Source organism: Caulobacter soli (genome assembly GCF_011045195.1).
GTDB classification, from domain to species: domain Bacteria; phylum Pseudomonadota; class Alphaproteobacteria; order Caulobacterales; family Caulobacteraceae; genus Caulobacter; species Caulobacter soli.
Genome location: NZ_CP049199.1, coordinates 1935834 through 1957839, shown reverse-complemented (window position 1 = coordinate 1957839; position 22006 = coordinate 1935834). Strand labels below are relative to the sequence as shown.

At 69.4% G+C, this 22006-nt stretch carries 16 protein-coding genes; 9 read left to right on the top strand and 7 right to left on the bottom strand.

Going from position 1 to position 22006, the window contains the following annotated elements; all coding sequences use genetic code 11:
- Positions 1-92 precede the first annotated feature (92 nt).
- On the bottom strand, positions 93-887 hold the full coding sequence (locus G3M62_RS09400) for an alpha/beta hydrolase (RefSeq protein WP_165186476.1): 795 nt from the start codon (positions 885-887) through the stop codon (positions 93-95).
- 269 nt (positions 888-1156) lie between these two features.
- Here G3M62_RS09400 and G3M62_RS09395 point away from each other — a divergent pair, with 269 nt between their 5' ends.
- Genes G3M62_RS09395 through G3M62_RS09380 form a run of 4 tightly spaced genes read left to right on the top strand, consistent with a single transcriptional unit; the run spans position 1157 to position 6940 of the window.
- Positions 1157-3445 carry a TonB-dependent receptor gene (locus G3M62_RS09395; protein WP_165186474.1) on the top strand — a complete coding sequence of 763 codons (2289 nt, stop codon included), beginning with the start codon at positions 1157-1159 and terminating at the stop codon, positions 3443-3445.
- A 10-nt stretch (positions 3446-3455) separates the two neighbouring features.
- Positions 3456-4544: an LLM class flavin-dependent oxidoreductase gene (locus tag G3M62_RS09390; protein WP_205691970.1), complete on the top strand. Its 1089-nt coding sequence runs from the start codon at positions 3456-3458 to the stop codon at positions 4542-4544.
- A complete protein-coding gene (locus G3M62_RS09385; RefSeq protein ID WP_165186473.1) occupies positions 4541-5815 on the top strand; it encodes an MFS transporter in 1275 nt (424 codons plus the stop codon). Before G3M62_RS09390 ends, G3M62_RS09385 begins: the two co-directional genes overlap by 4 nt.
- Positions 5816-5854: 39 nt before the next feature.
- Entirely contained in the window at positions 5855-6940 is a 1086-nt protein-coding gene (locus G3M62_RS09380; protein WP_205691969.1) for a Gfo/Idh/MocA family protein, read from the top strand.
- On the opposite strand, the gene G3M62_RS09375 is transcribed toward G3M62_RS09380, so the two are convergent.
- Positions 6937-8193 (bottom strand): MFS transporter, encoded by a 1257-nt coding sequence (locus G3M62_RS09375; protein ID WP_165186471.1) that lies wholly within the window; start codon positions 8191-8193, stop codon positions 6937-6939. The two genes, G3M62_RS09380 and G3M62_RS09375, sit on opposite strands and share 4 nt — an antisense overlap.
- A 269-nt stretch (positions 8194-8462) precedes the next feature.
- On the opposite strand from G3M62_RS09375, the gene G3M62_RS09370 reads away from it, so the two are divergent.
- From G3M62_RS09370 to G3M62_RS09350, 5 genes are all read left to right on the top strand, one after another.
- Positions 8463-9680 carry a dipeptidase gene (locus G3M62_RS09370; RefSeq protein ID WP_165186469.1) on the top strand — a complete coding sequence of 406 codons (1218 nt, stop codon included), beginning with the start codon at positions 8463-8465 and terminating at the stop codon, positions 9678-9680.
- A 394-nt stretch (positions 9681-10074) separates the two neighbouring features.
- Positions 10075-11649: a flavin monoamine oxidase family protein gene (locus tag G3M62_RS09365; protein ID WP_205691968.1), complete on the top strand. Its 1575-nt coding sequence runs from the start codon at positions 10075-10077 to the stop codon at positions 11647-11649.
- 12 nt (positions 11650-11661) lie between these two features.
- A complete protein-coding gene (locus tag G3M62_RS09360; RefSeq protein WP_165186467.1) occupies positions 11662-12150 on the top strand; it encodes a Rid family hydrolase in 489 nt (162 codons plus the stop codon).
- Positions 12151-12223: 73 nt separating this feature from the next.
- Entirely contained in the window at positions 12224-14680 is a 2457-nt protein-coding gene (locus G3M62_RS09355) for a TonB-dependent receptor plug domain-containing protein (protein ID WP_165186466.1), read from the top strand.
- A gap of 122 nt (positions 14681-14802) precedes the next feature.
- Positions 14803-15561, top strand: coding sequence for an SDR family NAD(P)-dependent oxidoreductase (locus tag G3M62_RS09350; RefSeq protein WP_165186464.1), 759 nt, complete (start codon positions 14803-14805; stop codon positions 15559-15561).
- Between the two features lie 122 nt (positions 15562-15683).
- Here the strand turns inward: G3M62_RS09350 and G3M62_RS09345 are convergent, their stop codons facing one another.
- The 5 genes from G3M62_RS09345 to G3M62_RS09325 are packed head-to-tail and all read right to left on the bottom strand — an operon-like array spanning position 15684 to position 21894.
- Positions 15684-16358 carry a peroxiredoxin-like family protein gene (locus G3M62_RS09345; protein ID WP_165186462.1) on the bottom strand — a complete coding sequence of 225 codons (675 nt, stop codon included), beginning with the start codon at positions 16356-16358 and terminating at the stop codon, positions 15684-15686.
- On the bottom strand, positions 16355-16753 hold the full coding sequence (locus G3M62_RS09340; protein WP_165186461.1) for a 4Fe-4S dicluster domain-containing protein: 399 nt from the start codon (positions 16751-16753) through the stop codon (positions 16355-16357). The genes G3M62_RS09345 and G3M62_RS09340 overlap by 4 nt, the downstream gene beginning before the upstream one ends.
- On the bottom strand, positions 16753-18333 hold the full coding sequence (locus G3M62_RS09335) for an FAD-dependent oxidoreductase (RefSeq protein WP_165186459.1): 1581 nt from the start codon (positions 18331-18333) through the stop codon (positions 16753-16755). Before G3M62_RS09335 ends, G3M62_RS09340 begins: the two co-directional genes overlap by 1 nt.
- Positions 18330-19280, bottom strand: a complete 951-nt coding sequence (locus tag G3M62_RS09330; RefSeq protein WP_165186457.1) for an ABC transporter substrate-binding protein — start codon at positions 19278-19280, stop codon at positions 18330-18332. The genes G3M62_RS09335 and G3M62_RS09330 overlap by 4 nt, the downstream gene beginning before the upstream one ends.
- A 10-nt stretch (positions 19281-19290) precedes the next feature.
- On the bottom strand, positions 19291-21894 hold the full coding sequence (locus tag G3M62_RS09325) for a TonB-dependent receptor plug domain-containing protein (RefSeq protein WP_246263542.1): 2604 nt from the start codon (positions 21892-21894) through the stop codon (positions 19291-19293).
- Positions 21895-22006: the final 112 nt, after the last annotated feature.

Below are 22006 nucleotides of genomic sequence, written 5' to 3'. Positions count from 1 at the left end.
CTACAAGCTTGACCATGATACGCAATTCGGAACCTCGCTGTTTGTTCCAGCGCCAGGAGGTTCGAGGGCGAAATAGTTTGAGCGGCGCCGTGTCAGGCGGTCTTGGTGGCGGCCGACGCCTTGAGCCACGTCAGGAACAGGTCCGGCCAGGCGGCGGCGGAGGACGTAGGCGGCGCGCGCAGGCCAAAGCCGTGCCCGCCTCGCTCGAAGACATGCAGCGCCGGCTCCGTTCCGGCCGCTCGCCAGGCCTTGAAGGAGTCCAGGCTGTTGTCGACCGACACGCGCGGATCATCGGCGGCGTGGAAGAAGAAGGTCGGCGGCGGCGCCTTGGGCGCGCCGCGATAGAGGCCCTGGCGCGGCGAAGCCGGGACGTTCAGATAGGGATAGCCTAGCCCCAGGAAGTCGATGCGCAACGGCAGCCGGTCCGCGTCGTCCACCGGCGCGTAGTCGACTTCCGCCGCGCGGCTCGCCAACGCCCCGGCGATGGTTCCGCCCGCCGAGAAGCCCAGCACGCCGATACGGCTTGCTCCGGTCCGCTGGGCGAGCACGCGAAGCGCTCGCGCCGCGTCCTGCAACATCACGTCCGCCCCTTGGGCCCAGCCGTCGCCGGGCAACCGGTAGATCAGGCCGCCGGCCGCATAGCCGGCGCCGGCCAGCCAGCGGCAGACCTCCTCGCCTTCCTTGTCGAACACCACGCGATTGAAAGCGCCACCGGGGATGACCAGCAACGCCGTGTCGGCCTTCTGGGCCGGCAGGTGCAGGCTCAGTCTAGGATCGCGCACGCCCGAGATGTCGCGGCCCTTGCGGCCCTGGTCATCGACCTCGCGCGCCACTTCCTGGACGGTGACATGCTCGCCGCCCGGCGCGCCGCCGGGCCAGAGGCTCAAGGTTTCGGTCTTCGTCTTGGCTGTTGGGGAAGCCGCTCTGGCGCCCCCGCCCAGACTTGATGCGACCAGCGCGCTCGCCAGCAGGGTTCGTCTGTCCATGCATGCCTCCGACCTTGATGGCGGACGCCTAGCAGACAGTCGAGGGCTTCTCGGCTTTCGAATTCCTATAACTCCTATAGGAAAATATGAATATCAATATCAGCCGCTCTCAAGTTACCCCCGCCCCACCTCGCCGGCAGACCGGCGAAAAACAAAATTGGGGGTGTCTGATGTCGTTGTTTATCCGGGGCCACGTGCGAACCGCTCTTCTTCTGCCGACGCTGCTGGCCAGTGTCGCCCTGCCGGCCCTCGCCTGGGCCGCCGACGACAGCGCGCCCGTCGCGACCGACAGCCAGCAATTGGAAGAAGTCGTGGTCACGGCGCAGCGCCGCGTCGAGAACGTGCAGAAGGTGCCGATCGCCGTCACGGTGGTCACCGGCGACGCGATCGAAAAGCGCCAGGCCTTCTCGACCGAGCAACTGGTCCAGCTCGTGCCGTCCCTGACCTTCCGCAAGGGCACGACCAACGTCAACTCGTCGTTCAACATCCGCGGCATCGGCACCACCTCGTTCTCGTCGGGCTCGGAGCCGGCGGTGTCGACCGTGGTCGACGGCGTGGTGTTCGCCCGCTCGGGTCAGGCGTTCTTCGACCTGTTCGATGTCGATCGCATCGAGGTGCTACGCGGCCCGCAAGGCACGCTGTTTGGCAAGAACGCCTCGGCCGGCGTCGTGTCGATCATCACCCGCCGCCCCTCGGCCACGCCCAAGGGCTTTGTCGAGGCGTCCTATTTCGAAGGTGACGAATACCGCCTGCGGGCCGGCTACAGTGGTCCGATCAACGACACGCTGCGCGGCAGCCTGACCGGCGTCTACGGCAAGTACGACGGCTCGGGGACCAACGTGTATGACGGCTCCAAGGTCAACGGCTACGAGCACCTGGGCCTGCGCGGCAAGTTGGAATGGACGCCGAATGAAGACCTGACCGTGGGCTTGATCGCCGACTTCGTGAACTCGGTGGACAATGGCTCGGCCGACGTGATCGGCTACGCCACGCCCGGCGACGCGATCATCGGCCAGGAGGCCCCGCTGGTCGTCGGCCCCAGCAACAAGAACATCAACAACGACGTCGCCCCGGTCACCAAGGACAGCACCTGGGGCTATTCCGGCCAGGTCGACTATCGCCTGGGCGACTTCACCCTGACCTCGATCACCGCCTGGCGGGGTTGGGGCAACACCGAGATCCGCGACGGCGACTACACCTCGGTCCTGGGCCGCAAGGTCGGCACCTCGTCCTCGCGTGACTTCGGCGTGCTGGACTTCCACCAGCTGACCCAGGAAGTGCGCCTGGCCTCGCCCACCGGCGGCTTCGTCGACTACGTGGTCGGCGCCTTCTACTACAAGACCAAGCAGGACAATTACTTCAACCGCCTCAATGTCGGCTGCACCAGCACCACTCTGGCCGGCGGCGCCTGCGCGCAAGGGTCCTCGACCTACGCCACGACCTCGAACGGCACCGCCAACTTCACGACCGACCTCGAGAACTACGCGGTGTTCGGCCAGGCCAACCTGAACTTCACCGACAAGCTGAAGGGCATCGTGGGCCTGCGCTGGTCGCATGACGAAATCAGCTTCGACTTCAACCGCGTCTCGGCCTTCCCGACGGCCACGGCCGGCGTGCGTCCCAGCTTCGCGGCCCAGGGCTCGACCACCTCGAGCGACTATTCGGGCCGCATCGGCCTGCAGTACGCCTTCACCGACGCCGTGCTCGGCTACGCCAACTACGCCCGCGGCTACAAGGGCCCGGCGATCAACGTCTTCTTCAACATGCAGGCGTTCGACACCATCCCGCTGCAGCCCGAGACCTCGGACGCCTACGAACTGGGCCTGAAGAGCACCCTGTTCGATCGTCGCCTGGTGCTGAACCTGGCCGCCTTCGACACCAAGTTCGACGGGTTCCAGACGACCAACTTCGACACCGTGGCCGGCACCATCGTCAGCCGCCTGGTCAACGCCGGCCAGGTCTCGACCAAGGGCCTGGAAGCCGACGCCAGCGCCCGGCCGATCAAGAACCTGACCTTGACCGGCGGGGCCAGCTATACCGACGCCAAGATCGTGCAGTTCTACTGCCCGCCCGGCTCGCCGGCCAGCTGCTCGGCCGTCAACGGCCAGCCCCTGGGCTCGGCCAAGTGGAAATGGTCGCTGGCCGCTGACTATCTGGTGGAGGCCCCGTCCCTGCCGTTCGACATCGGCCTGAACACCTCGGTCAGCCACCAGGGCGCCGGTCGCCCGAACGCCACCAACCCGACCCTGGGCCCGGCGCCGGAAGGCTACGACCTGTGGGACGCCAGCGTCTCGCTGCTCGACCGCGCCGACCGTTATCGCCTGACCTTCATCGCCAAGAACATCGGCGATGACTTCTATACGAACGCCAAAATCCCGAGCACCTATATCCGCCAGCAGGTGCCGCGCGACGCCGAGCAGTATTTCGGCGTCACCCTGCGCGCCAACTTCGGCCGCTAAGGAGTTCCGAGTGAGTTTGTCGAACCCCTCTTGCGAGGTCTCGTGGTTCTCGGCGCTGTGCGACGATGACTACGAATTCCTGGGCGTCCCCGACCCGGCTCTGCGATCCAGCTGGGAGCACTGCCGCGATATCGCCCTGGCCGCCGAGCAAGGCGGGTTCGACAATCTTCTGCTGCCCTCTGGCTATAGCCTGGGGATTGACACCCTGGCCTTCGCCGCCGGCGTCGCCCCGCTCCTCAAGCGCATGCGCTTGCTGGCGGCGGTGCGGATCGGCGAGGTCTGGCCGCCGCAACTGGCTCGACAACTGGCGACCATCGACCAGATGCTGGGCGGACGGCTGACGATCAACATCATCTCCAGCGACCTGCCTGGCGAGACCCTGGCCAGCGGCCCGCGCTATCGGCGCACGGTCGAGGCCATGAGCCTGCTGCGGTCGTTCCTGAACGGCGAGGCGGTCGATTTCGAGGGCGATTTCTACCGTCTCAAGCTCGATCCGCCGCGCATTCGCCCGGTCTCCGGCCGCGCCCCGCCCTTCTATTTCGGCGGCCTGTCGGAAGACGCTCGCGAGGCGGCGGCCGAGGGGGCCGACGTCTACCTGATGTGGCCCGATCGCCTGGAAGCCGTGCGCGAGATCATCGGCGATCTCTCGGCCCGCGCCGCCCGCCGGGGCCGCAAGCTGAAGTTCGGCTATCGCGTCCACGTCGTGGTGCGCGAGACCGAGGCCCTGGCCCGCGAGGCCGCCGATCGCCTGCTCTCGCGCCTCGACGACGCGACTGGCGAGGCGATCCGCAATCGCTCGCTCGACAGCCAGTCGGCCGGCGTGCGCCGCCAGGCCGAACTGCGCGAGGCCGCCGCCGGCGACGGCTTCATCGAGGACAATCTGTGGACCGGCATCGGCCGCGCCCGCTCCGGCTGCGGCGCCGCCATCGTCGGCGATCCCGACCAGGTGCTGGCCAAGCTGCGCGCCTATCAGGAGGCCGGCATCGAGGCCTTCATCCTGTCCGGCTATCCGCACATGGCCGAGGCCGACCTGTTCGCCCGCCACGTCCTGCCCCACCTGAACCACGGACCGCTGACGTTCACGGACGCCGGCGCATGACCTTGGCGCCCTCCCCGGCCCCGCCGCTCGAGATCGAAGCGGCGGCGGCCGTTCGTCGCCGCTGGCTGCTGCTGGGCCTGATCGTCGCCGCCAACATCCTCAACTATGTCGACCGGCAGGTGATCGCGGTCCTCAAGCCGATGATCTCGCAGGACCTGGGCTGGACCGACGCCGACTACGGCGCCCTGGCGGCCCTGTTCCAGATGTCGGCGGCGATCGCCTTCGCCTTCACCGGCTGGATCGTCGACCGCCTGGGCGCCCGCCTGGCGGCGCCGGTCGGGGTCGCGGCCTGGAGCGTGGCGGCCATGGCCCACGGCGGCGCGGCCACCATGGCGCAGTTCTCCCTGGCCCGGATCGCCCTAGGCGCGACGGAGTCGATGGGCACGCCGGCCGGGGTCAAGGCCATCGGGGCGATGTTCAACGACCAGCGACGCTCGGTCGCCTTCGGCGTCTCCAACGGCGCGGCCAATATCGGGGCCATCGTCACGCCGCTGCTACTGCCCCTGCTGGCCGTCGTCGTCGGATGGCGCGCGTCCTTCGTGATCGTCGGCGCCTTGGGCCTGGTCTGGGTCGTGGCCTGGCTGGTCGCCGCGCGCGCCGCGGGCCTGCCCCACGCCAAGCCGGTCAAGGGGCAAGGCCCTGGCGCCCTGGCCCGCGCCGCCGAGCTGCTGGGCGACCGGCGCACCTGGGGTCTGGCCGGCGCCAAGGCGTTGTCGGACCAGGTCTGGTGGCTGATGCTGTTCTGGGCGCCGGACTTCTTCCACCGCGTCTTCAACCTGACCATGGCCGAGCTGGGCCCGGCCCTGGCCGGCGTCTACGCCATGGCCGCCCTGGGCTCGGTCAGCTCCGGCTGGATCGCCGCCCGCCTGCTGGCGCGAGGCTACAGCCTGAACGCCGTGCGCAAGGGCTCGCTGCTGGTCTGCGCCCTGCTGGTCACGCCCGTGCCCCTGGCCGTCTACGCCCAGAACCACTGGATCGCCGTGGCGCTGCTGGGCCTGACCCTGGCCGCCCACCAAGGGTTCTCGGTCAACATCTTCGCCACCATCGCCGACGTGACGCCCAAGGCCCGCGTCGGTTCGGTGACCAGCTTCGGCGCCCTGTGCGGCAACTTCGCCGGCATGGGCATCGTCTACCTGGCCGGCCGCATCCTGTCGGCCGGGCTGGGCTACCTGCCGTTGCTGCTGATCGCGGCGGGCTCCTACCTCGTGGCGCTGGCCTGGTTGCAGCTTTGGCTGCCACGGCTTACCCCCGCCGACGACACGGCCGCCTAGAGCGCCGCCACTACGCTGACCTCAGACCCAAGGACCGTCATGTCTAAACCAGTGCGCTTCGGGATCGTCGGATCCGGCATGATGGGCCGCGAGCATATCCGCAACCTGAACCTGCTGCCGGACGCCCGCCTGACGGCCCTGGCCGATCCCGTCGCCAGTTCGCTGGAGCACGCGCTGACGGAAGCCACCAATCCCGCGACGGTGAAGACCTACGACACGGCTCAGGCCTTGGCGGCCAGCGGCGAGGTCGACGCGGTGATCGTGGCCTCGCCCAACTTCACCCACCGCGACGTTCTGGAACCGCTGTTTGCGGCCGGGCTGCACATCCTCTGCGAAAAGCCGCTGTGCACGACGCTGGAAGACGCTCGCTGGGCCGCCGACCAGGCCGAGCGCCACAAGGGCGTGTTCTGGACCGGCATGGAGTACCGCTTCATGCCGCCGGTCGCCGCCTTCGTCGCCGGCGTCCATCAGGGCGATGTCGGCCGGCTGGTCAGCCTGTCGATCCGCGAGCACCGCTTCCCGTTCCTGGTCAAGGTGGGCGACTGGAACCGGTTCTCGCGCAACACTGGCGGGACGATGGTCGAGAAGTGCTGCCACTTCTTCGACCTGATGCGGCTGATCATCCAGGACGAACCCGTGCGGGTGTATTGCTCCGGCGCGATGGACGTGAACCATCTGGACGAGCGCTATGGTGGCGAGACGCCGGACATCATCGACAACAGCTTCACCACCGTCGACTTCGCCGGCGGCCAGCGGGCGTTCCTGGACCTCAACATGTTCGCCGACGGCGCGCATAACCAGGAGGAAATCACGGCGGTGGGCGACAAGGCGCGGCTGGACGTGCTGATCCCCGATGGCGACTTGGTGTTCAGCCCCCGGGTCGGCTTCCTCAATCCCAAGCAGGTGACGCGCACCCACGTGCCGGTCGACCCGGCCGCGCTGGAGGCGGGCTCGCACCACGGCGCGACCTTCTATCAGCTGGAGGCCTTCCTCGCCGCCGTGACCGAGGGCGGGCCGGTGCTGGTCAACGCCGACGACGGCCTGCGGGCCGTGGCCATCGGCGTCGCCGCCGAGACCAGCGCCCGCGAGAAGCGCGTCGTGACGATGGCCGAGCTGGGCTTCTAGGAGCAGGCCTCGCACGGCTTCAAGTCCGCGGCCTGCTGGCTCGTAGCCTGGCGCGCCCGACGCACGGCCAGGACCAGGCCGACGCCCAGGGTCGCCGTCAGGGCGGCGTAGGCCGAGGCGCTGACCGCGCCCAGGTGGTCCACCAGCACCCCGCCGAACACCGCGCCCATGGCGATCGCCACCTGGAAGGTGGAGGTCAGGAGTCCGCCCGCCAGCTCGGCCTGGTCGGAGGCTTCCGACGTAGCCCAGGCCTGGAAGCCGACCGGGAGCATGGCGAAGCCGAAGCCCCACGCCGTCATGGCCACGGCGACGACCGCCGGCGCGACGCCCAGGGTCACGATGGCCAGGGCCGAGACGGCCACCAGACCGGCTCCGCCCAGCACCGCCAGGCGCGGATCGCGCTCGGCCAGGAAGGCCCCGGCGAAATTGCCGAAGAACCCGGCGACGCCGAAGGCCAGCAGCACCAGCGAGATCGCACCGACGCCCAGATGGGTCACCTGCTCCAGCACGGGCCGGACATAGGTGAAGCCCGCGAAGTGGCCCGAGATCACCAGCAGCACGCCGATCAGCGCCACCGCGACGCTGGGACGCCGCGCCACCTGCAGCAGGCCACCAAGCTTCGGCGGCGCGGTCGGCGCCAGCCTCGGCAAGGTCAGGACCTGGGCCAGAAGGGCCGCGCCGCCGACCACGCCGGAGATCACGAAGGCCGCGCGCCAGCCCAGGGTGTTGCTGACATAGGCGCCGACCGGCGCGGCCGAGACCGTCGCCACCGACACGCCCGTGAACACGATCGACATCGCCCTCGGCAGAGCCTTGGCCGGCACCAGCCGCATGGCCAGCGCCGCCGCCATCGACCAGAAGCCGCCGAGGCTGGCGCCCAGCAGGATCCGCGCGACCAGCAACATCGGCAGGTTGACCGCGAACACCGTCAGCAGGTTCGAGGCGCAGAGCAGCGCCATCAGGCCCCACATCACCAGCCGCCGGTCGAGGCGTCCGGTCAGCACCGGGGTCAAGGGCGCGGCGATCGCCCCGACCACGGCGGTGGCCGTCACCGCCTGGCCCGCCGCCCCGACGCTGACGCCCAGATCGGCCGCCAGGGGTGTCAGCACGCTGGCCGGCAGGAACTCCGACGTCACCAGCGCGAACACGCCCAGGGCCAGGGCCCCGATCGCTATCCAGGCCGCCGGGGCCTCGGGTTCGCCTGCCGGGGTCGCGGCGTCCTGAGCGGGTCGGGCGAGTGTCGAGCCATCCATGGCGGTCTCCGGCGGCCGCCCGGTCGGGCGCGTTGATCCATCTCGTGGGCGCAGAGATAGGGCCGCCTCGGGCGACTTGCCCGGACGCGTGGGCGCAAATTTACCCACCTCGGCCACAGCATTTCTGGATGGCGACTCGTGCGCGCCGCCACTCAGCAGCCCGGCTCAAGCCAGGGTTCAACTATCCCAATTTGTGGAGCTTCGCCGGGGCTTCCTAAGGTCGCCGTCCCGCGTGGCGTCCGGCCGCGTCTTTGAAGCGACAGGCCTCCATGACCCGAACCGCCCTTCTCGCCGCCGTCGCGGCCATCGCCCTGTCGACTGTCGTTTCGGCCCACGCCGCCGAGCCCGTCGCGGCCATCCACGCCCGCGCCCTGGTGCTGGACAGCCATGCCGACGTGCCCCAGGACCTCGGCGTCGGACCGCACGACTTCGGCGTCGACGGCGACGGCCAGGTCGACCTGCCCAAGCTGGAGCGCGGCCAGGTCGATGCCGCGGTGCTGGCGGTGTTCGTGTCCCAGGGGCCCCGCACGCCGGAGGGCTACGCCAAGGCCCGCCAGGACGCCGACGCCAAGCTGGCCGCCATCATCGCCATTCCCCAGCGCTATCCCGACCGCGCGGTCCCGGCGCGCTCGGCCGCTGACGTCGAAGCCGCCGCCAAGGCCGGCAAGCGGGCGATCATCGTCGGCTTCCTCAACGCCTATCCGTTCGGCGAGAGCCTCGACCCGATCGACGCCTATTACCGCGCCGGCGTGCGCAGCTTCGGCTTCGTCCACGCGGGCAACAACGCCTATGCCGACTCCTCGCGACCTAGCGCCGCCGGAGCAAAGGTCGAATGGGGTGGGCTGTCGCCGTTGGGCAAGGCGGCCGTGGCCAAGCTGAACGACCTGGGCGTGATCATCGACGTCTCTCAGCTGACGCCCGACGGCGTGCGGCAGGTCCTGGCCCTGACCCGGGCGCCGGTGGTGGCCAGCCACTCCGGCGTGCAGGGCGTGGTCGACGCGCCGCGCAACCTGTCGGACGCCGAGCTCGACGCGATCAAGGCCAATGGCGGGGTCGTCCAGGTCGTCGCCTTCGGCCCCTACCTGGTCAAGCCCGGCCCCGACTTCGCCGCCAGGGTCGCGCCGATCCGCGCCCAGTTCGGACTGCCGGCCGCCTACGCCAAGACCTCGGACGGAACCGAGACCTTGCCGCCCGAAAAACGCACCGATTACAGCCACGCCATCAACGCCCTGCTGCCCAAGGCGACGGTCAAGGACCTGGTCAACTCGGTCGACTACGCGGTCAAGCGGATCGGGATCGACCACGTCGGCCTGTCGTCGGACTTCAACCACGGTGGCGGCGTGGTCGGCTGGGCCAATGAGGGCGAGGCCGCCGGCGTCACCGCCGAACTGGTCGCGCGCGGCTACAGCGAGGTCGACATCGACAAGCTGTGGGGCGGCAACTACCTGCGGGTGTTCAAGGCGGTGGAAGCGAAGGCCCGGCATTAGCCGGGCTCAAGCCCTTCGCATCGCCACACGATTCAGAATTCCAAATATACTCTATTCTCACCTTCAATATAAATATCACTGATATCCGCTATCTCAAATATTCATCTCCAAGTTTTTGCCAATCGACAAATACATCCCACGATGGATTCCACCTTACAGTTCAAACACTAAGCGGATCGCTGTGAATTTTTGAAGCAAATGCTCAGATTCCGGGCTCCTCGTATTTAGATTTTCTACATATCCATAACCCCCGCCGCACCGCAGCAATGAGGCCTCGCAAGGCCTTGAGCGATCCGGGCCTTCGAGTTTCTGGCGACTTCCCGCGATACGACTTGGCCGCCGCCGCGCGCGGCGGCCGCTTTTCGGGAGCGCCGCGTTCGGGGGTTAGAGTCACTTGAGCACTACGCGTCGTTCCTTTGTCTCACGCGCTTTCGCGCTAGGCGGTTTCGCCGCCGGTTACGCGGCCCTTCAGGGCCTGGGCCTGTCGTCCACCGCCTTCGCCCAGGACGCCCCTCCCCTGCCCCGCGACTTTGGCAAGGGCGCTTCGGTGCTGGTGCTGGGTGCGGGGATCGCGGGCTTGGTCGCCGCCTACGAGCTGGAGCGCGCCGGCTTTTCGGTCACCGTCGTCGAGGCCCGAGAGCGGGTGGGCGGGCGCAACTGGACCCTCCGCGGCGGCGACAAGGTCGAGACCCTGGACGGGCCGACCCAGACCGCTGGCTTCTCTCCAGGCCTCTACTTCAACGCTGGCCCGGCACGTCTGCCCAGCCATCACCAGGGCGTGCTGTCCTACGCCAAGGCCCTGGGCGTGCCGCTGGAGGTCGAGGTCAATTCCAGCCGCTCCAGCCTGCTGCAGTCGGACAAGGCGTTCGGCGGCAAACCGATCCAGCAGCGCCAGGCGGTCAACGACCTGCGCGGCGGCCTCTCGGAACTGCTGGCCAAGGCGACGCGCGGCGGGGCGCTGGACCAGGCGCTGACCGCTGATGACCGCCAGGCCCTGCTGGGCTTCCTGAAAACCTACGGCGATCTGGACGCCAGCGGCGCCTACAAGGGCTCGGAGCGCTCGGGCTACGTCACCGCGCCCGGCGCCGCCGACCAGAAGGGCGTGACCCGTCCGCCCCTGCCGCTGCGCGACCTGCTGGCCGACGAGGCCCTGCCCTATGCCCTGTTCGAGGACAACATCCTCATGCAGGCCACCATGCTGGAGCCCACCGGCGGCATGGACGCCATCCCCAAGGCCCTGGCCAGGGCGCTCAAGGGACCGTTGATCCTGGGCGCCGAGGTCACCGCCCTGCGCCAGAACGACAAGGCCGCCGAGGTCGCGATCCGTGACCGCCGGACCGGCGCCGCGCGTCGCCTCGGCGCCGACTATCTGGTCGTCACCGTTCCGCTGCCGGTCCTGGCCAAGATCCAAAGCGACCTGCCCGCGCCGGTGAAGGCCGCCGTGGCCGGCGCCGTCTACGACCACGCCAGCAAGGTGGCGTTCGACGCGCCGCGCTTCTGGGAAGCGCAGCAGATCTATGGCGGTCTGTCGTTCGTCGGCGGCGAGACCACCCTGGTCTGGTACCCCAGCACCGGCTTCCACACGCCGCGCGGCCTGCTGGTCGGGGCCTATACCGTGGGCGCGGCGGCCAAGACCTTCCAGGCGCGAAGCTTCGACCAGCAGATCGCCCTGACGCGGGCCGCAGTCGACAAGCTGCACCCCGGCCACGGCCAGGACCTGGCCGCGCCGCTGGTCATCGACTGGAACCGCCAGGCCTTCAATCTTGGCCCCTGGATCCACTGGGAGGCCGACGGCAACGACCCGGCCGCCTATCGCCTGCTGGACCAGCCCCAGGGCCGCGTCTTCCTCAGCGGCGCGCATCTGAGTCAGCTGCCCAGCTGGCAGGAGGGCGGCGTCGCCGCCGCCCGCCGCACCGTCGGCCTGATCGCCGACCGCGTCCGCGCCGACCGCCTCGTCACCCCTCACTGATCGGAGATTCGAATGACCCGCCGCACCACGCTCGCCGCCGCCCTGGTTTCCAGCCTCGGCCTCCTGGGCGGCCACGCCGCCGCCAACGCCGCCGAGATCAAGCGCGCGCCCTCGGCCAGCCCCATCGCCATCTCGCCGGCCGTCACCGCGCCGCCCGGCTCGACCCTGGTGTTCCTCAGCGGCGCCCTGCCGACCATCGCCGACAAGGCCGCGCCCGGCACGACCGAAACCCAGACCCGCTCGGTGCTGGACAAGCTGGAAGCGACCCTGAAGGCCGAGAACCTGAGCCTGGCGGACGTGGTCAAGGCCACGGTCTTTCTGGTCGGCGATCCGGCCAAGGGCGGCGAGATCGACTTCACCGGCCTCAACGCCGCCTGGTCGCAGCGCTTCGGCACGAGCGATCAGCCCAACAAGCCTGCCCGCAGCACCGTCAAGGTCGCCGGCCTGGTCGCCCCCGGCGCCCTGGTCGAGATCGAGGTCATCGCCGCGCGCGCCCACTGATCCGTGCGCGACGGGGCCGCTCCCATGGCCGATCGCGCGTCTCAAACCAACAAGACAATCCTCGGGGGATAAGATGAAGACCACCCAGTACGGGAGCGCCTCGACGCTCGCCTTGACGCTTGCTCTCGGCGCGGCGCTGTACGCCGCGCCCGCCTTCGCCGCCGAACCGGGCGAGCCCGCCGCCGACGCCACCACGATCGACGCGGTGATCGTCACCGGCACGCGCCAGACCGGCGTGCGCGCCGTCGACAGCGCCGCCCCTGTCCAGGTGGTCGACAGCGGGGCCCTGACCCGCACCGGCCAGTCGGACCTGCGCCTGGCGCTCAGCAACCTGGCCCCGTCCTTCACGGCCCAGGCCTTCGGCGGCGACGCGGCCAACCTGACCCTGTCGGCCCGGCTGCGCGGCACCAGCGCCAACCAGACCCTGGTGCTGGTCAACGGCAAGCGGCGGCACACCACGGCCAACCTGGCGGTGCTGGCCGGCGCCTATCAGGGCTCGGCGGCGGCCGACCTCAACTTCATCCCGGTGGCGGGCATCTCGCGCATCGAGGTGCTGACTGACGGCGCGGCCGCCCAATACGGCACCGACGCCATCGCCGGGGTCATCAACATCATCCTCAAGAGCGACGACCACGGCGGCGAGCTGTCCGGCACGGGCGGCGCCTATTACGAGCGCGACGGCGAGACCTCCAGCCTGTCGGCCAATGTCGGCTTCGCGCCCAGCGACAACAGCTTCATCAACCTGACCTTCGAAAACCGTTTCCACGACTTCAGCTTCCGGGGCGCGCCCGACGCGCGGATCATCAGCGGCTCGGTCGTCGCCGCCAACCCGACCTGGCCGACGATTATCCAGGACTATCCCTATGTGAACCAAATCGCCGGCGACGCCCGCGTCCAGCTGAACGTCGGGTCGTTCTCGGCGGGCCTCAAGCCCAGCGAAAACGTCGAGATCTACAGCTTCGGCACCTACGGCCGGAAGAAGGCGACCGCCTACGAGAACTATCGCCTGCCCAACCGGCTTCCCAGCGTCTATCCGGGCGGCTTCAGCCCGCGCCTGGAGACCCTGGAGAAGGACTACGCCGTGACCGGCGGCGTCAAAGGCCAGGCCCTGGGCGGCTGGAACTTCGACCTGTCGTCGACCTACGGCAAGGACGACCACGAGGTGCGAGTGCGCAACTCGGCCAACCTGCAACTCTTCGCCGACACCGGCGCCACGCCGACCCAGTTCCACGCCGGCGACTTCATCTCGACCCAGTGGACCAACAACCTGGATCTGAGCCGCGAATTCGCCGTCGGCTGGGCCACGCCGCTGAACGTGGCGTTCGGCCTGGAGCAGCGTGACGAGACCTACGAGATCAAGGCCGGCGACGCCGCCTCGCGCTACAAGTCCGGCTCGCAGTCGTATCCGGGCTTCGCGCTGACCGACGCGGGCAAGCACGACCGCGACAGCTGGGCCGCCTACATCGACCTGGCCGCTTCGCCCGTTGACAACCTGAAGCTGGACCTGGCCGGCCGTCACGAGCACTTCAGCGACTTCGGATCGACCGACATCGTCAAGCTGACCGGTCGCTACGACTTCACGCCGGCCTTCGCCCTGCGCGGCACGGCCAGCACCGGCTTCCGCGCCCCGACCCTGGCCGAGCTGAACTATTCAGCCACCAACGTCTCGCCCACCACCGCCTTCGTGCAGCTTCCGCCCAACTCGGCCGGCGCCCGCCTGCTGGGCCTGGACGGGCTTGATCCGGAGAAGTCCAAGAACCTCAGCATCGGCCTCGTCGCCGAACCGATCTATCGCGTGACGCTGACGCTGGACGCCTACCAGATCAAGATCGACAACCGGATCGTCGGCAGCGGCGCGCTCTACGGCAAGATCAGCGGCACGGTGGCCAACGCGGCGATCAACAACGCCATCATCGCCAACGGCAACATCCTGGATCCCAGCGTCGGCACCACCGGCATCAACCTGTTCACCAACGGCCTGGACACCCGCACGCGCGGGATCGAGTTCCTGGCCTCGACCTGGACCGACCTGGGCGAGCACGGCAAGATCGACTGGACGCTGGGCGCCAACATCAACAAGACCGACGTCACCCGCATCGCCGCGCCGCCGGCGGGCCTGGGCGGCTCGGTGCTGTTCGACAAAACCGCCATCGCCAACCTCGAGCACGCCGCGCCGCGCTACAAGGTCAACCTGACCAGCCTCTATTCCAGCGGCAAGTGGACGGTGAACCTGGTCAACACCGTCTACGGTCCGGCCTGGAGCTACACCAACGTCAACGGAAGTTTCTTCAAGGACGAGATCAAGACCAGCCTGATCACCGACCTGGAGTTCGCCTACAAGGTCACGCCGTCCCTGCGCGCGGCCTGGGGCGCCAACAACCTGTTCGACGTCTATCCCGACAAGCTGAACGCCGCCGGCACGGCCGCCTCGATCGCCGCCGGCAATCCGGGGGTGGCGCTCTATCCCAGCTTCTCCGCCTTCGGGATCAACGGCGGCTACTACTACGCCCGGCTGACCTACAGCTTCTAGCCGAGGCTTCAGACGCGTCGGCCGGGTTGGCTCCCCTTTCCCAGGTCGGCGCCGAGGCGGTCCCTTGCATGAGGGGGGCCGCCTCTTTCCTTCGCCCCAGTTTCCCGAACGGAGATTTCGCCATGGACCTGCAACTGACCGGCAAACGCGCCCTCGTCACCGGCGCCAGCCGGGGCATCGGCAAGGCGATCGCCCTGGCGCTCGCCCGGGAAGGCGTCGACGTGGTGATCGCCGCGCGAAACCTCGCCCCCCTGACCGCCACGGCCCGGGAGCTGGCCCAGGCCACCGGCCGGCGTATCGCGCCGCTCACGGTCGACACCGGCGACGACGCTTCGGTCAAGGCTTTGGTCGAAGCCGCCGTGCGCGAGCTGGGCGGCGTCGACATCCTGGTCAACAACGCCGCCACGCCCGGCGGGGCCGCGCCCGCCGCCACGATCGCCCAGGCCACAACGGCGGCCCTGCTGGACGACGTCAACGTCAAGGTCGCCGGCTATCTGCGCACGGCCCAGGCCGTCGCGCCTCACTTGGTGAAGGCCAGCTGGGGCCGGATTATCAACATCGGCGGGCTCGCGGCGCGCGGCACGGGCCACTACGTCGCCTCGATCCGCAACGGCGCGGTCTCGTCCCTGACCAAGAACCTGGCCGATGAGCTGGGCCCGCACGGCGTCACCGCCAATGTCATCCACCCCGGCGGCACGCGTACGGAGAAGACCACGCTGGAGGCCGAGGCCCGGATCGCCGCCTCCAACACCATCGGCCGCATCGTGGACGCCTCGGAGATCGCCTGGCTGGTCGCCATTCTCGCCTCGCCCCTCAGCGGCGCGATCAACGGCGAAACCTTGGCGGCGGGCGGCGGGACGCCCAAGGTCATCGGCTACTAGTCGAACACTCTTCCTCGGACGGCGGCAGGCCCTGCCCGCGCCCGGACGCCGCTGGGACGCGCGAACGCCGCCCGAGATCGCGTCGATCCCGGGCGGCGCTTCAGGCGCGCATCCGATACCGGTCAGTTTACGGGAACGGCCGCCAGAGCCCTGACGGCGGCGATCACCGGCTCGGCTTCCGTCCGGGCCAGCCAGTCGGGGCTGACGTCGGCGAACTTCACCACCTGGTCGCGGCCGATCAGCACCACGGCGGGCTGCGGCAGTTCCCAGGTTCCGGTCCCCGTGGTCTCGCCGATGAAGCCGCCCTTGGCGCGCTGGGCGGCCTGGCTGGCCTCGTCGGCGGTGTATAGAATCCCGAACCGCCGCCCCAAGGCGTTGTCCTTGTCGGACGCCACCTTGAAGCTGAGATCGTGGCGCGTGCGGATCTCGCCCAGGCGTTCGGGAACCTGCGGACTGACGGCCACCAGCGGCACGCCCAGCGCCTTCAGCGTCGGCTGCAAGGCTCGCTCATAGTACGGCAGGGCGATGTTGCAGGCCGGACAGCCGGCGAAGCGGAAGAACACCAGCACCGCCGGTCCCTTGGCGGTCAGGCTCTTCAGGGTCAGTTCGCCGCCCTCGACGTCCAGCAGGGTGAAGGGCTCGACCTTGTCGCCGGCCTTGACCCACTTGGCGGGATCGGCCTGCTCGACCAGGGTCGCGCGCTGGTCGATATTGACCTGCAGGGCGGCCGGATCCCAGGTGCGGACGCGTTCGGCGTGCAGTTCGCCCAGCAGCGTCGCGAGGCTTTCTTGGCTCATGATGTCGTCTCCTTGGCTTGAGAAGTTGGGGCTTTGGGGGCTTGGCTACGTTCAATGGCGGCCAGCCGGGCGCGCTCGAAGATCGAGCCCATGCGCCAATGCTGGTTGGTGAAGGTCCCGGCGTGCTCGCCCCAGCCGGAGTCGCGGCGGAAGGCGCCCAACTGGCCCGAGGCCAGGGCCTGATCGGCGGTGATCCCGACGGATTTGTCGCAATCGGGCCAGACGAACAGGGCGTCGGTCGGACAATAGAGTTCGCACAGCAGGCAGGTCTGGCAGTCGGCCTGGCGGGCGATCGTCGCCTTGCCGTTCGGCCCCACCGCCAGCACGTCGCTGGGACAGGCGTCCACGCAGTCGCCGCAGCCGCTGCACAGCTCGTCGATGACGACCTCGATCATCAGGCGACCTCCGCCTGGACGGCGACAGGCTCGAAGGCGGTCCACACACGCTGCAGCCCGCCTACGCGCTGACGCGATGCAAAGCGGGGATCCAGACCGGGCGCGTCCTCGCGACGGTGCATCCCCCGGCTCTCGCGCCGCGCCAGGGCGGCGGCCTTGCTCCAGCGCCCGGCGGCGACCAGGGCGGCGGCTTCGCGGGTTCGCAGGGAAGCCCTGCCCTCGCCACGCGCGTGAGCGGACAGCTCGCTCCAGACCTCGTCCAGCCGCACGAGGGACTCGGCCAGGACCGGGCCACGTCGGAAGATGTTGCGGTCATAGGCGTTGAGTTCGTCGCGCACGGTCTGGACGGCCGCGCCCAGGTCGACGGCGCGCTCCGCCTGGTCGGGTCGCAGACCCGCGCGACCCGTCGCCACGGCCAGGTCCTCGGCGCGGGTCCCCTGCCCCAACGCCAGCCGTGCGGCGCCCGCCCCGGCCCACTGGCCCGACGACAGCGCCCAGGACGAGTTGACCGCCCCGCCGCCCGAGATCGCCCCGGTGACCCGCTCGCGACTGGCGGCATCACCGGCGGCGAACAGACCCGGGACCTGGGTCTGGCAGGCCTCGTCGACCACCCGTAGGCCGCCGATGCCACGCACCGTGCCCTCGGCGTGCAGGGTGACCTCGAAGCGATCGCGATAGGCGTCGATCCCCCGGCGGTCGAACGGCAAAACGAAGTTGGGCTGCACCTGGGGCATGACGGCCCGGATGTCCTCGGGCACTCGGTCCAGGCGGCAATAGAGCGGACCGGCCATCAGGGCCTTGGCCAGGTGCGGCGTGACGTCCGGTCCTGGCGGGATGTCCAGCTCGCGGTCGTCGGCGTCGAACCACCGCGCGAAACTGTAGGCCATCGAGCGGGCCATATTCGTGCCGGCCAGGGCGGCGGTGTAGTAGTTGGTGAACTCCATGCCCGACAGGTCGGCCCCGGCCTCGACACCCATCAGCAGGCCGTCGCCGGTGTTGGTGGCCGAGCCCAGCAGGCGCGAGGCGAAGGCGCAGCCGCCGGTGGCCAGCACCACCGCCCCGGCCCGGATCGTCCACGGCCGCTCGCCGCGCAACGCGACGCCCGAAGCGCCGGCGATCGATCCGTCGCCATGGCGCAGCAGCTCCAGGGCCGGATGATGGTCGAGGATGCGCACGCCGGCGTCCACCGCCATGGCCCGCATCGCCCGCATGTATTCGGGCCCGCGCAGGCCGCGATAGAAGACCTCGCCCCGATCGTCGCGCGAGAAGTCATAATAGTCCGCCAAGGTCGGCAAGCTGGTCCAGGTCAGGTCGAGGATCCGCCGCATCCAGTCCGGATCGCCCAGGCCCAGCGAGCGCTTCAATCGGTCGGTCACCGCGCTCTCGCGCCCTTCCGGCGGAATCCACCAATGGCCAGGACCGGCCGTGGCGGTGACCCCGCTGGTCCCGCAGCGCCCCTTGTCGGCCAGGACGACGTCGGCTCCGTCGCGCGCGGCGGCGATGGCGGCCCAGGCTCCGGCCAAGCCGCCGCCGATCACCAGCACGTCGGTGGAGAGCGCTAGCGTCGGCCCCTGGCTCATGGGGCGACCGCGGCATTGAATGACCGGTCAAAGGCGCCGGCCGGGTCACGGCTCGAGGTCACGGCCCCCGCGGTCCGGAACCGGTCGAGCACGGCCGTCGCCTCGGCCACGGCCTTGTCGTCGATTTCGGCCGGCGCGATACGGTAGTGCTGGACGGTGTAGAGCGCCACGTCGGGCTGCAGGCCCGTCTCCTTCGACAGGGCCGCCGCGAACGCCTCGGGGTGCTCGCCCGCCCAGCGCCGGGCCTTGGCCAGCCGGCGCAGGAAATCCTCGACCTGCGGCCGCTTGCCGGCGATCGCCGCCTCGCTGGCCGCCTCGAAGCCGTAGCCGCTGAGCCGCCCGTCGCCGTCGGCCAGGACCGTGGCGTCGTCGTGCAGTCGGGCCAGGGCGACGTACGATCCCCAGGTCACCCACGCGTCGATCGCGCCGCTGGTGAAGGCCGCCTTGGCGTCGCCGGGGCTCAGGAACACGATCTGGACGTCGGTCGGCTTCAGGCGCGCCTCCTCCAGCAGCTTCAGCAGCAGGAAGTGGCCGATCGAACCGCGCCCGGTGGCGATCTTCTTGCCGCGCAGATCGGCCAGGCCGTGGATCGGCGAGCCCTTGCGCACCAGCAGTGCTGTGGAAGATCCACCGCTCTTGCCGGCCTGCACCGCCTTGATCTTCGCGCCGCCGGCATAGGCGAACAGGAACGGCGCGTCGCCGGCTTCGCCCAGGTCCACCGCCTGGGCGCTGACCGCCTCGAGCAGCGGCTGGGCGGCGGCGAACTCGCTCCATTCGATCTTATAGGGGGTGCCCTCGAGAGCCCCCGAGGCGATCAGGATCGCCTTGGTGCTCCCCCTCTGGCTGCCGACCTTGAGGACGGTCTGGTCATCCTTGCCCGCGGAGGCTCCGCACCCGGCCAGCAGGGCGGCGGCGGTCAGGACGGCGATAAGGCTGCGTCTGTGCATGACGTCTTCCTCAGAAGCGCTGAGTGACGCGGCCGTACCAGTAGCCGCCGGTGATGCCGAAGGGTGAGAAGATCCCGAACTGGTTCAGGCCGGTGTCAGCGTTGACGATGCCGATCTTGTCGGGGTGCTGGTCGAACAGGTTGTTGGCCCCGACGGCGACCGTCGTGTTCGCCCGCACATCCCAGGCGATGTCGAGGTCGGTCACCCACTTGGCGCTGAAGGTCCGGTCCAGGTTCGCCGAGGTCCCGGCCTCGGTGTACTTGCCGTAGCGCGTGGTTCGCAGGCTGGCGTTGACTGTATCGCGGGTCCAGGTCGCGCCCAGGATGGTCTTCTTGCGCGGCGTGCCGACGGTCAGGTCGGCGATCTTCTGGCGATCGAACAGCACCAGGTTGGGGTTCACCGCCTTGAGCACGGCCGGCGTCGCGATCTGGTCGCGGATCTTGGTCTTGTTGAAGGCGTAGGCCGCGTTGAGGTTCAGGCGCCCGAAGTCGCCGAGATCCAGAGCGTACTCGGCGACCAGGTCCAGGCCGGTCGTGCGGGTCGAGACGGCGTTGGTGTAGTAGGTCGCCGCCAGGCCTTGCGGGAACCGCGCCAGCAGCGGTGACAGCGCCGGCTGCGAGGCCAGTTGGGCGGCGCTGAGGTCCAGGTTGCTGGTGTCGACGATGCGGTCGTCGATGTCGATCTGGTAGGCGTCCAGCGTGACCCGCAGGCGGCTGGTCGGCTCGGCGGTGATCCCGACGCTGTAGTTGGTCGAGGTCTCGGGCTTCAGCGGCGTGGCGCCCAGGGCCCGGGCCTCGGCGGAGTCGGCGCGCAGCACCTTGGTCGGGAAGGTCAGGTACTCGCCGGGAACACAGGGCACGCCCCGGAACACGTTGTTGGGCGCGGCGGCGCAGAGATTGCCGTTGATCGTCGAGCTGGCGAACACCGTCTGGGCCAGGGACGGCGCGCGGAAGCCGTTGCTGACCGTGGCGCGCACCGCGTAGCCAGGTAGGAACTCCCAGCGCGTCGTCAGCTTGCCGCTCGTGGTGTCGCCGACGTCGCCGGTGTAACGCTCATGCCGGCCGGCCACGCCGACGTACCAGTTTTCGGTCAGGTTGGTCCCGACGTCGACATAGGCGGCATAGACGTTGCGGCTGGTCGAGCCGGAGTCCTCTGGCGCGGTGCCGGCGTAGGACGCCAGGCCCGGATTGGGTCGCAGGCCCGCGAAGGGCTGGCCGGCCGGGATCACGTAGTCGCCGACGATGTAGGACGCCTCGTCGCCCGGATAGATCTTGAAGTGCTCGTAGCGCTGCTCCAGCCCCCACGACACCTGGATCGGCCGAGGCAGCACGCCGGCGAACTCGCGCGTGAAGTCCAGGTTGGTGGTCCACTGCTGGAACTGGTGAGTCGACAGGTGGAAATAGTTCGGGCTGTCCGGGCCCAGGGTGGCGTTGATGGTGTTCTCGCCGTCGAGCTGGGCGTGGTCCTGAGCGAAGGTGGTCGACAGGTCCCAGTCCCAGCCCTTGAGCGCGCCGCGCGCGCCCAGCGTGGTCTGGAAGTCCAGCTCGAAGATCCGCCGCAGGGCGTTGAAACCGTAGGGATAGACCTCGGGCAGCGAGTTGCGGTTCTGGGGCCGGCCGGCCGTGACCCCGGCCACCGGCGCCAGGTTGGGCAGGAAGCTGCCGGTGTTCTTCTTCGACGAGCGATGGCTGAGCGTGCCGGTCGAATAGAGCGTCAGGTCGTTGACGGGCAGTTCGGCGTTGTAGGACGCCGCCAGGATGTCCTCCTCGCCGGGGCCATAGCCCTGGCCCCAATAGTAACGGTCGGCCGTGGCGTCGCGCGGGTCGGGCGTCACCGTCGTCACGCCGCCGACCGTGCTGACCGTGGGCTGGAAGATGTACTGCGCGCTCGACGGGACCGCCCGCGACGCCGCCTCGTTGTTCTTCCAGTCCAGCGACAGCTGAACGAAGCCGCCCTGATGGCCCAGGGGTAGGCCGTAGTCGAGCGTGGCGCTGCGGGTGTCGCCGTCGCCCAGATAGTTCTGGCCACCCTGATAGGTGAACGAGCCGCCCTTCTGGTCCTGCTTGAGGATGATGTTGACGACGCCGGCGATGGCGTCCGAGCCGTACTGGGCCGAGGCGCCGTCACGCAGCACCTCGATGCGGGCGATGGCGCTAGCCGGGATCAGGTCCAGGTCCACCGGCGCCCCGCCGCGTCCAACCCGGGCCAGGTTGTTGATCAAGGCCGTGCCGTGGCGGCGCTTGCCGTTGACCAGGAACAGGGCCTGGTCGCCGTTCAGGCCGCGCATGGTGATGGCCCGCACCGTCCACGAGGTGCCTCCGCCATTGATGCCCGGCAGGTTGAACGACGGGATCAGGGTATTGAGCACCTCCTTGAGGCCGACCTTGCCGGTGGCGGTCAGCTGGTCGGCCGAGATCACGTCCACCGGCGCGGGGCTGTCGGCCACGGTGCGGCGCACGCCGCGCACGCCGGTGACGATGACGCCGTCCAAGGCGGTCGCGCCGTCGACATCAGCGGCGGTGTCGACAGCAGGCGCGGAAGCGGCGGCGGTCGTATCAGCGGCCCTGGCTTGCGGGGCGAGAACGGCGACGGTCAGGATGGACGCGCAGGCCAACAGGCTGGTCCGGAAGGCCCAGGGCAGCGGTCGCTCGAAAACGCGAGTCGAAGAAAACAGCGTCAAAAGAAGATCCCCCGCGCGGGACCCGTGGCCGCCGCGTCGTGTTGTT

Coding starts and splice junctions, on each gene's coding strand:
- G3M62_RS09395 (WP_165186474.1), top strand. CDS start 1,157: ATGTCGTTGTTTATCCGGGGCCACGTGCGAACCGCTCTTCTTCTGCCG.
- G3M62_RS09385 (WP_165186473.1), top strand. CDS start 4,541: ATGACCTTGGCGCCCTCCCCGGCCCCGCCGCTCGAGATCGAAGCGGCG.
- G3M62_RS09380 (WP_205691969.1), top strand. CDS start 5,855: ATGTCTAAACCAGTGCGCTTCGGGATCGTCGGATCCGGCATGATGGGC.
- G3M62_RS09375 (WP_165186471.1), bottom strand. CDS start 8,193: ATGGATGGCTCGACACTCGCCCGACCCGCTCAGGACGCCGCGACCCCG.
- G3M62_RS09370 (WP_165186469.1), top strand. CDS start 8,463: ATGACCCGAACCGCCCTTCTCGCCGCCGTCGCGGCCATCGCCCTGTCG.
- G3M62_RS09360 (WP_165186467.1), top strand. CDS start 11,662: ATGACCCGCCGCACCACGCTCGCCGCCGCCCTGGTTTCCAGCCTCGGC.
- G3M62_RS09355 (WP_165186466.1), top strand. CDS start 12,224: ATGAAGACCACCCAGTACGGGAGCGCCTCGACGCTCGCCTTGACGCTT.
- G3M62_RS09350 (WP_165186464.1), top strand. CDS start 14,803: ATGGACCTGCAACTGACCGGCAAACGCGCCCTCGTCACCGGCGCCAGC.
- G3M62_RS09345 (WP_165186462.1), bottom strand. CDS start 16,358: ATGAGCCAAGAAAGCCTCGCGACGCTGCTGGGCGAACTGCACGCCGAA.
- G3M62_RS09340 (WP_165186461.1), bottom strand. CDS start 16,753: ATGATCGAGGTCGTCATCGACGAGCTGTGCAGCGGCTGCGGCGACTGC.
- G3M62_RS09335 (WP_165186459.1), bottom strand. CDS start 18,333: ATGAGCCAGGGGCCGACGCTAGCGCTCTCCACCGACGTGCTGGTGATC.
- G3M62_RS09330 (WP_165186457.1), bottom strand. CDS start 19,280: ATGCACAGACGCAGCCTTATCGCCGTCCTGACCGCCGCCGCCCTGCTG.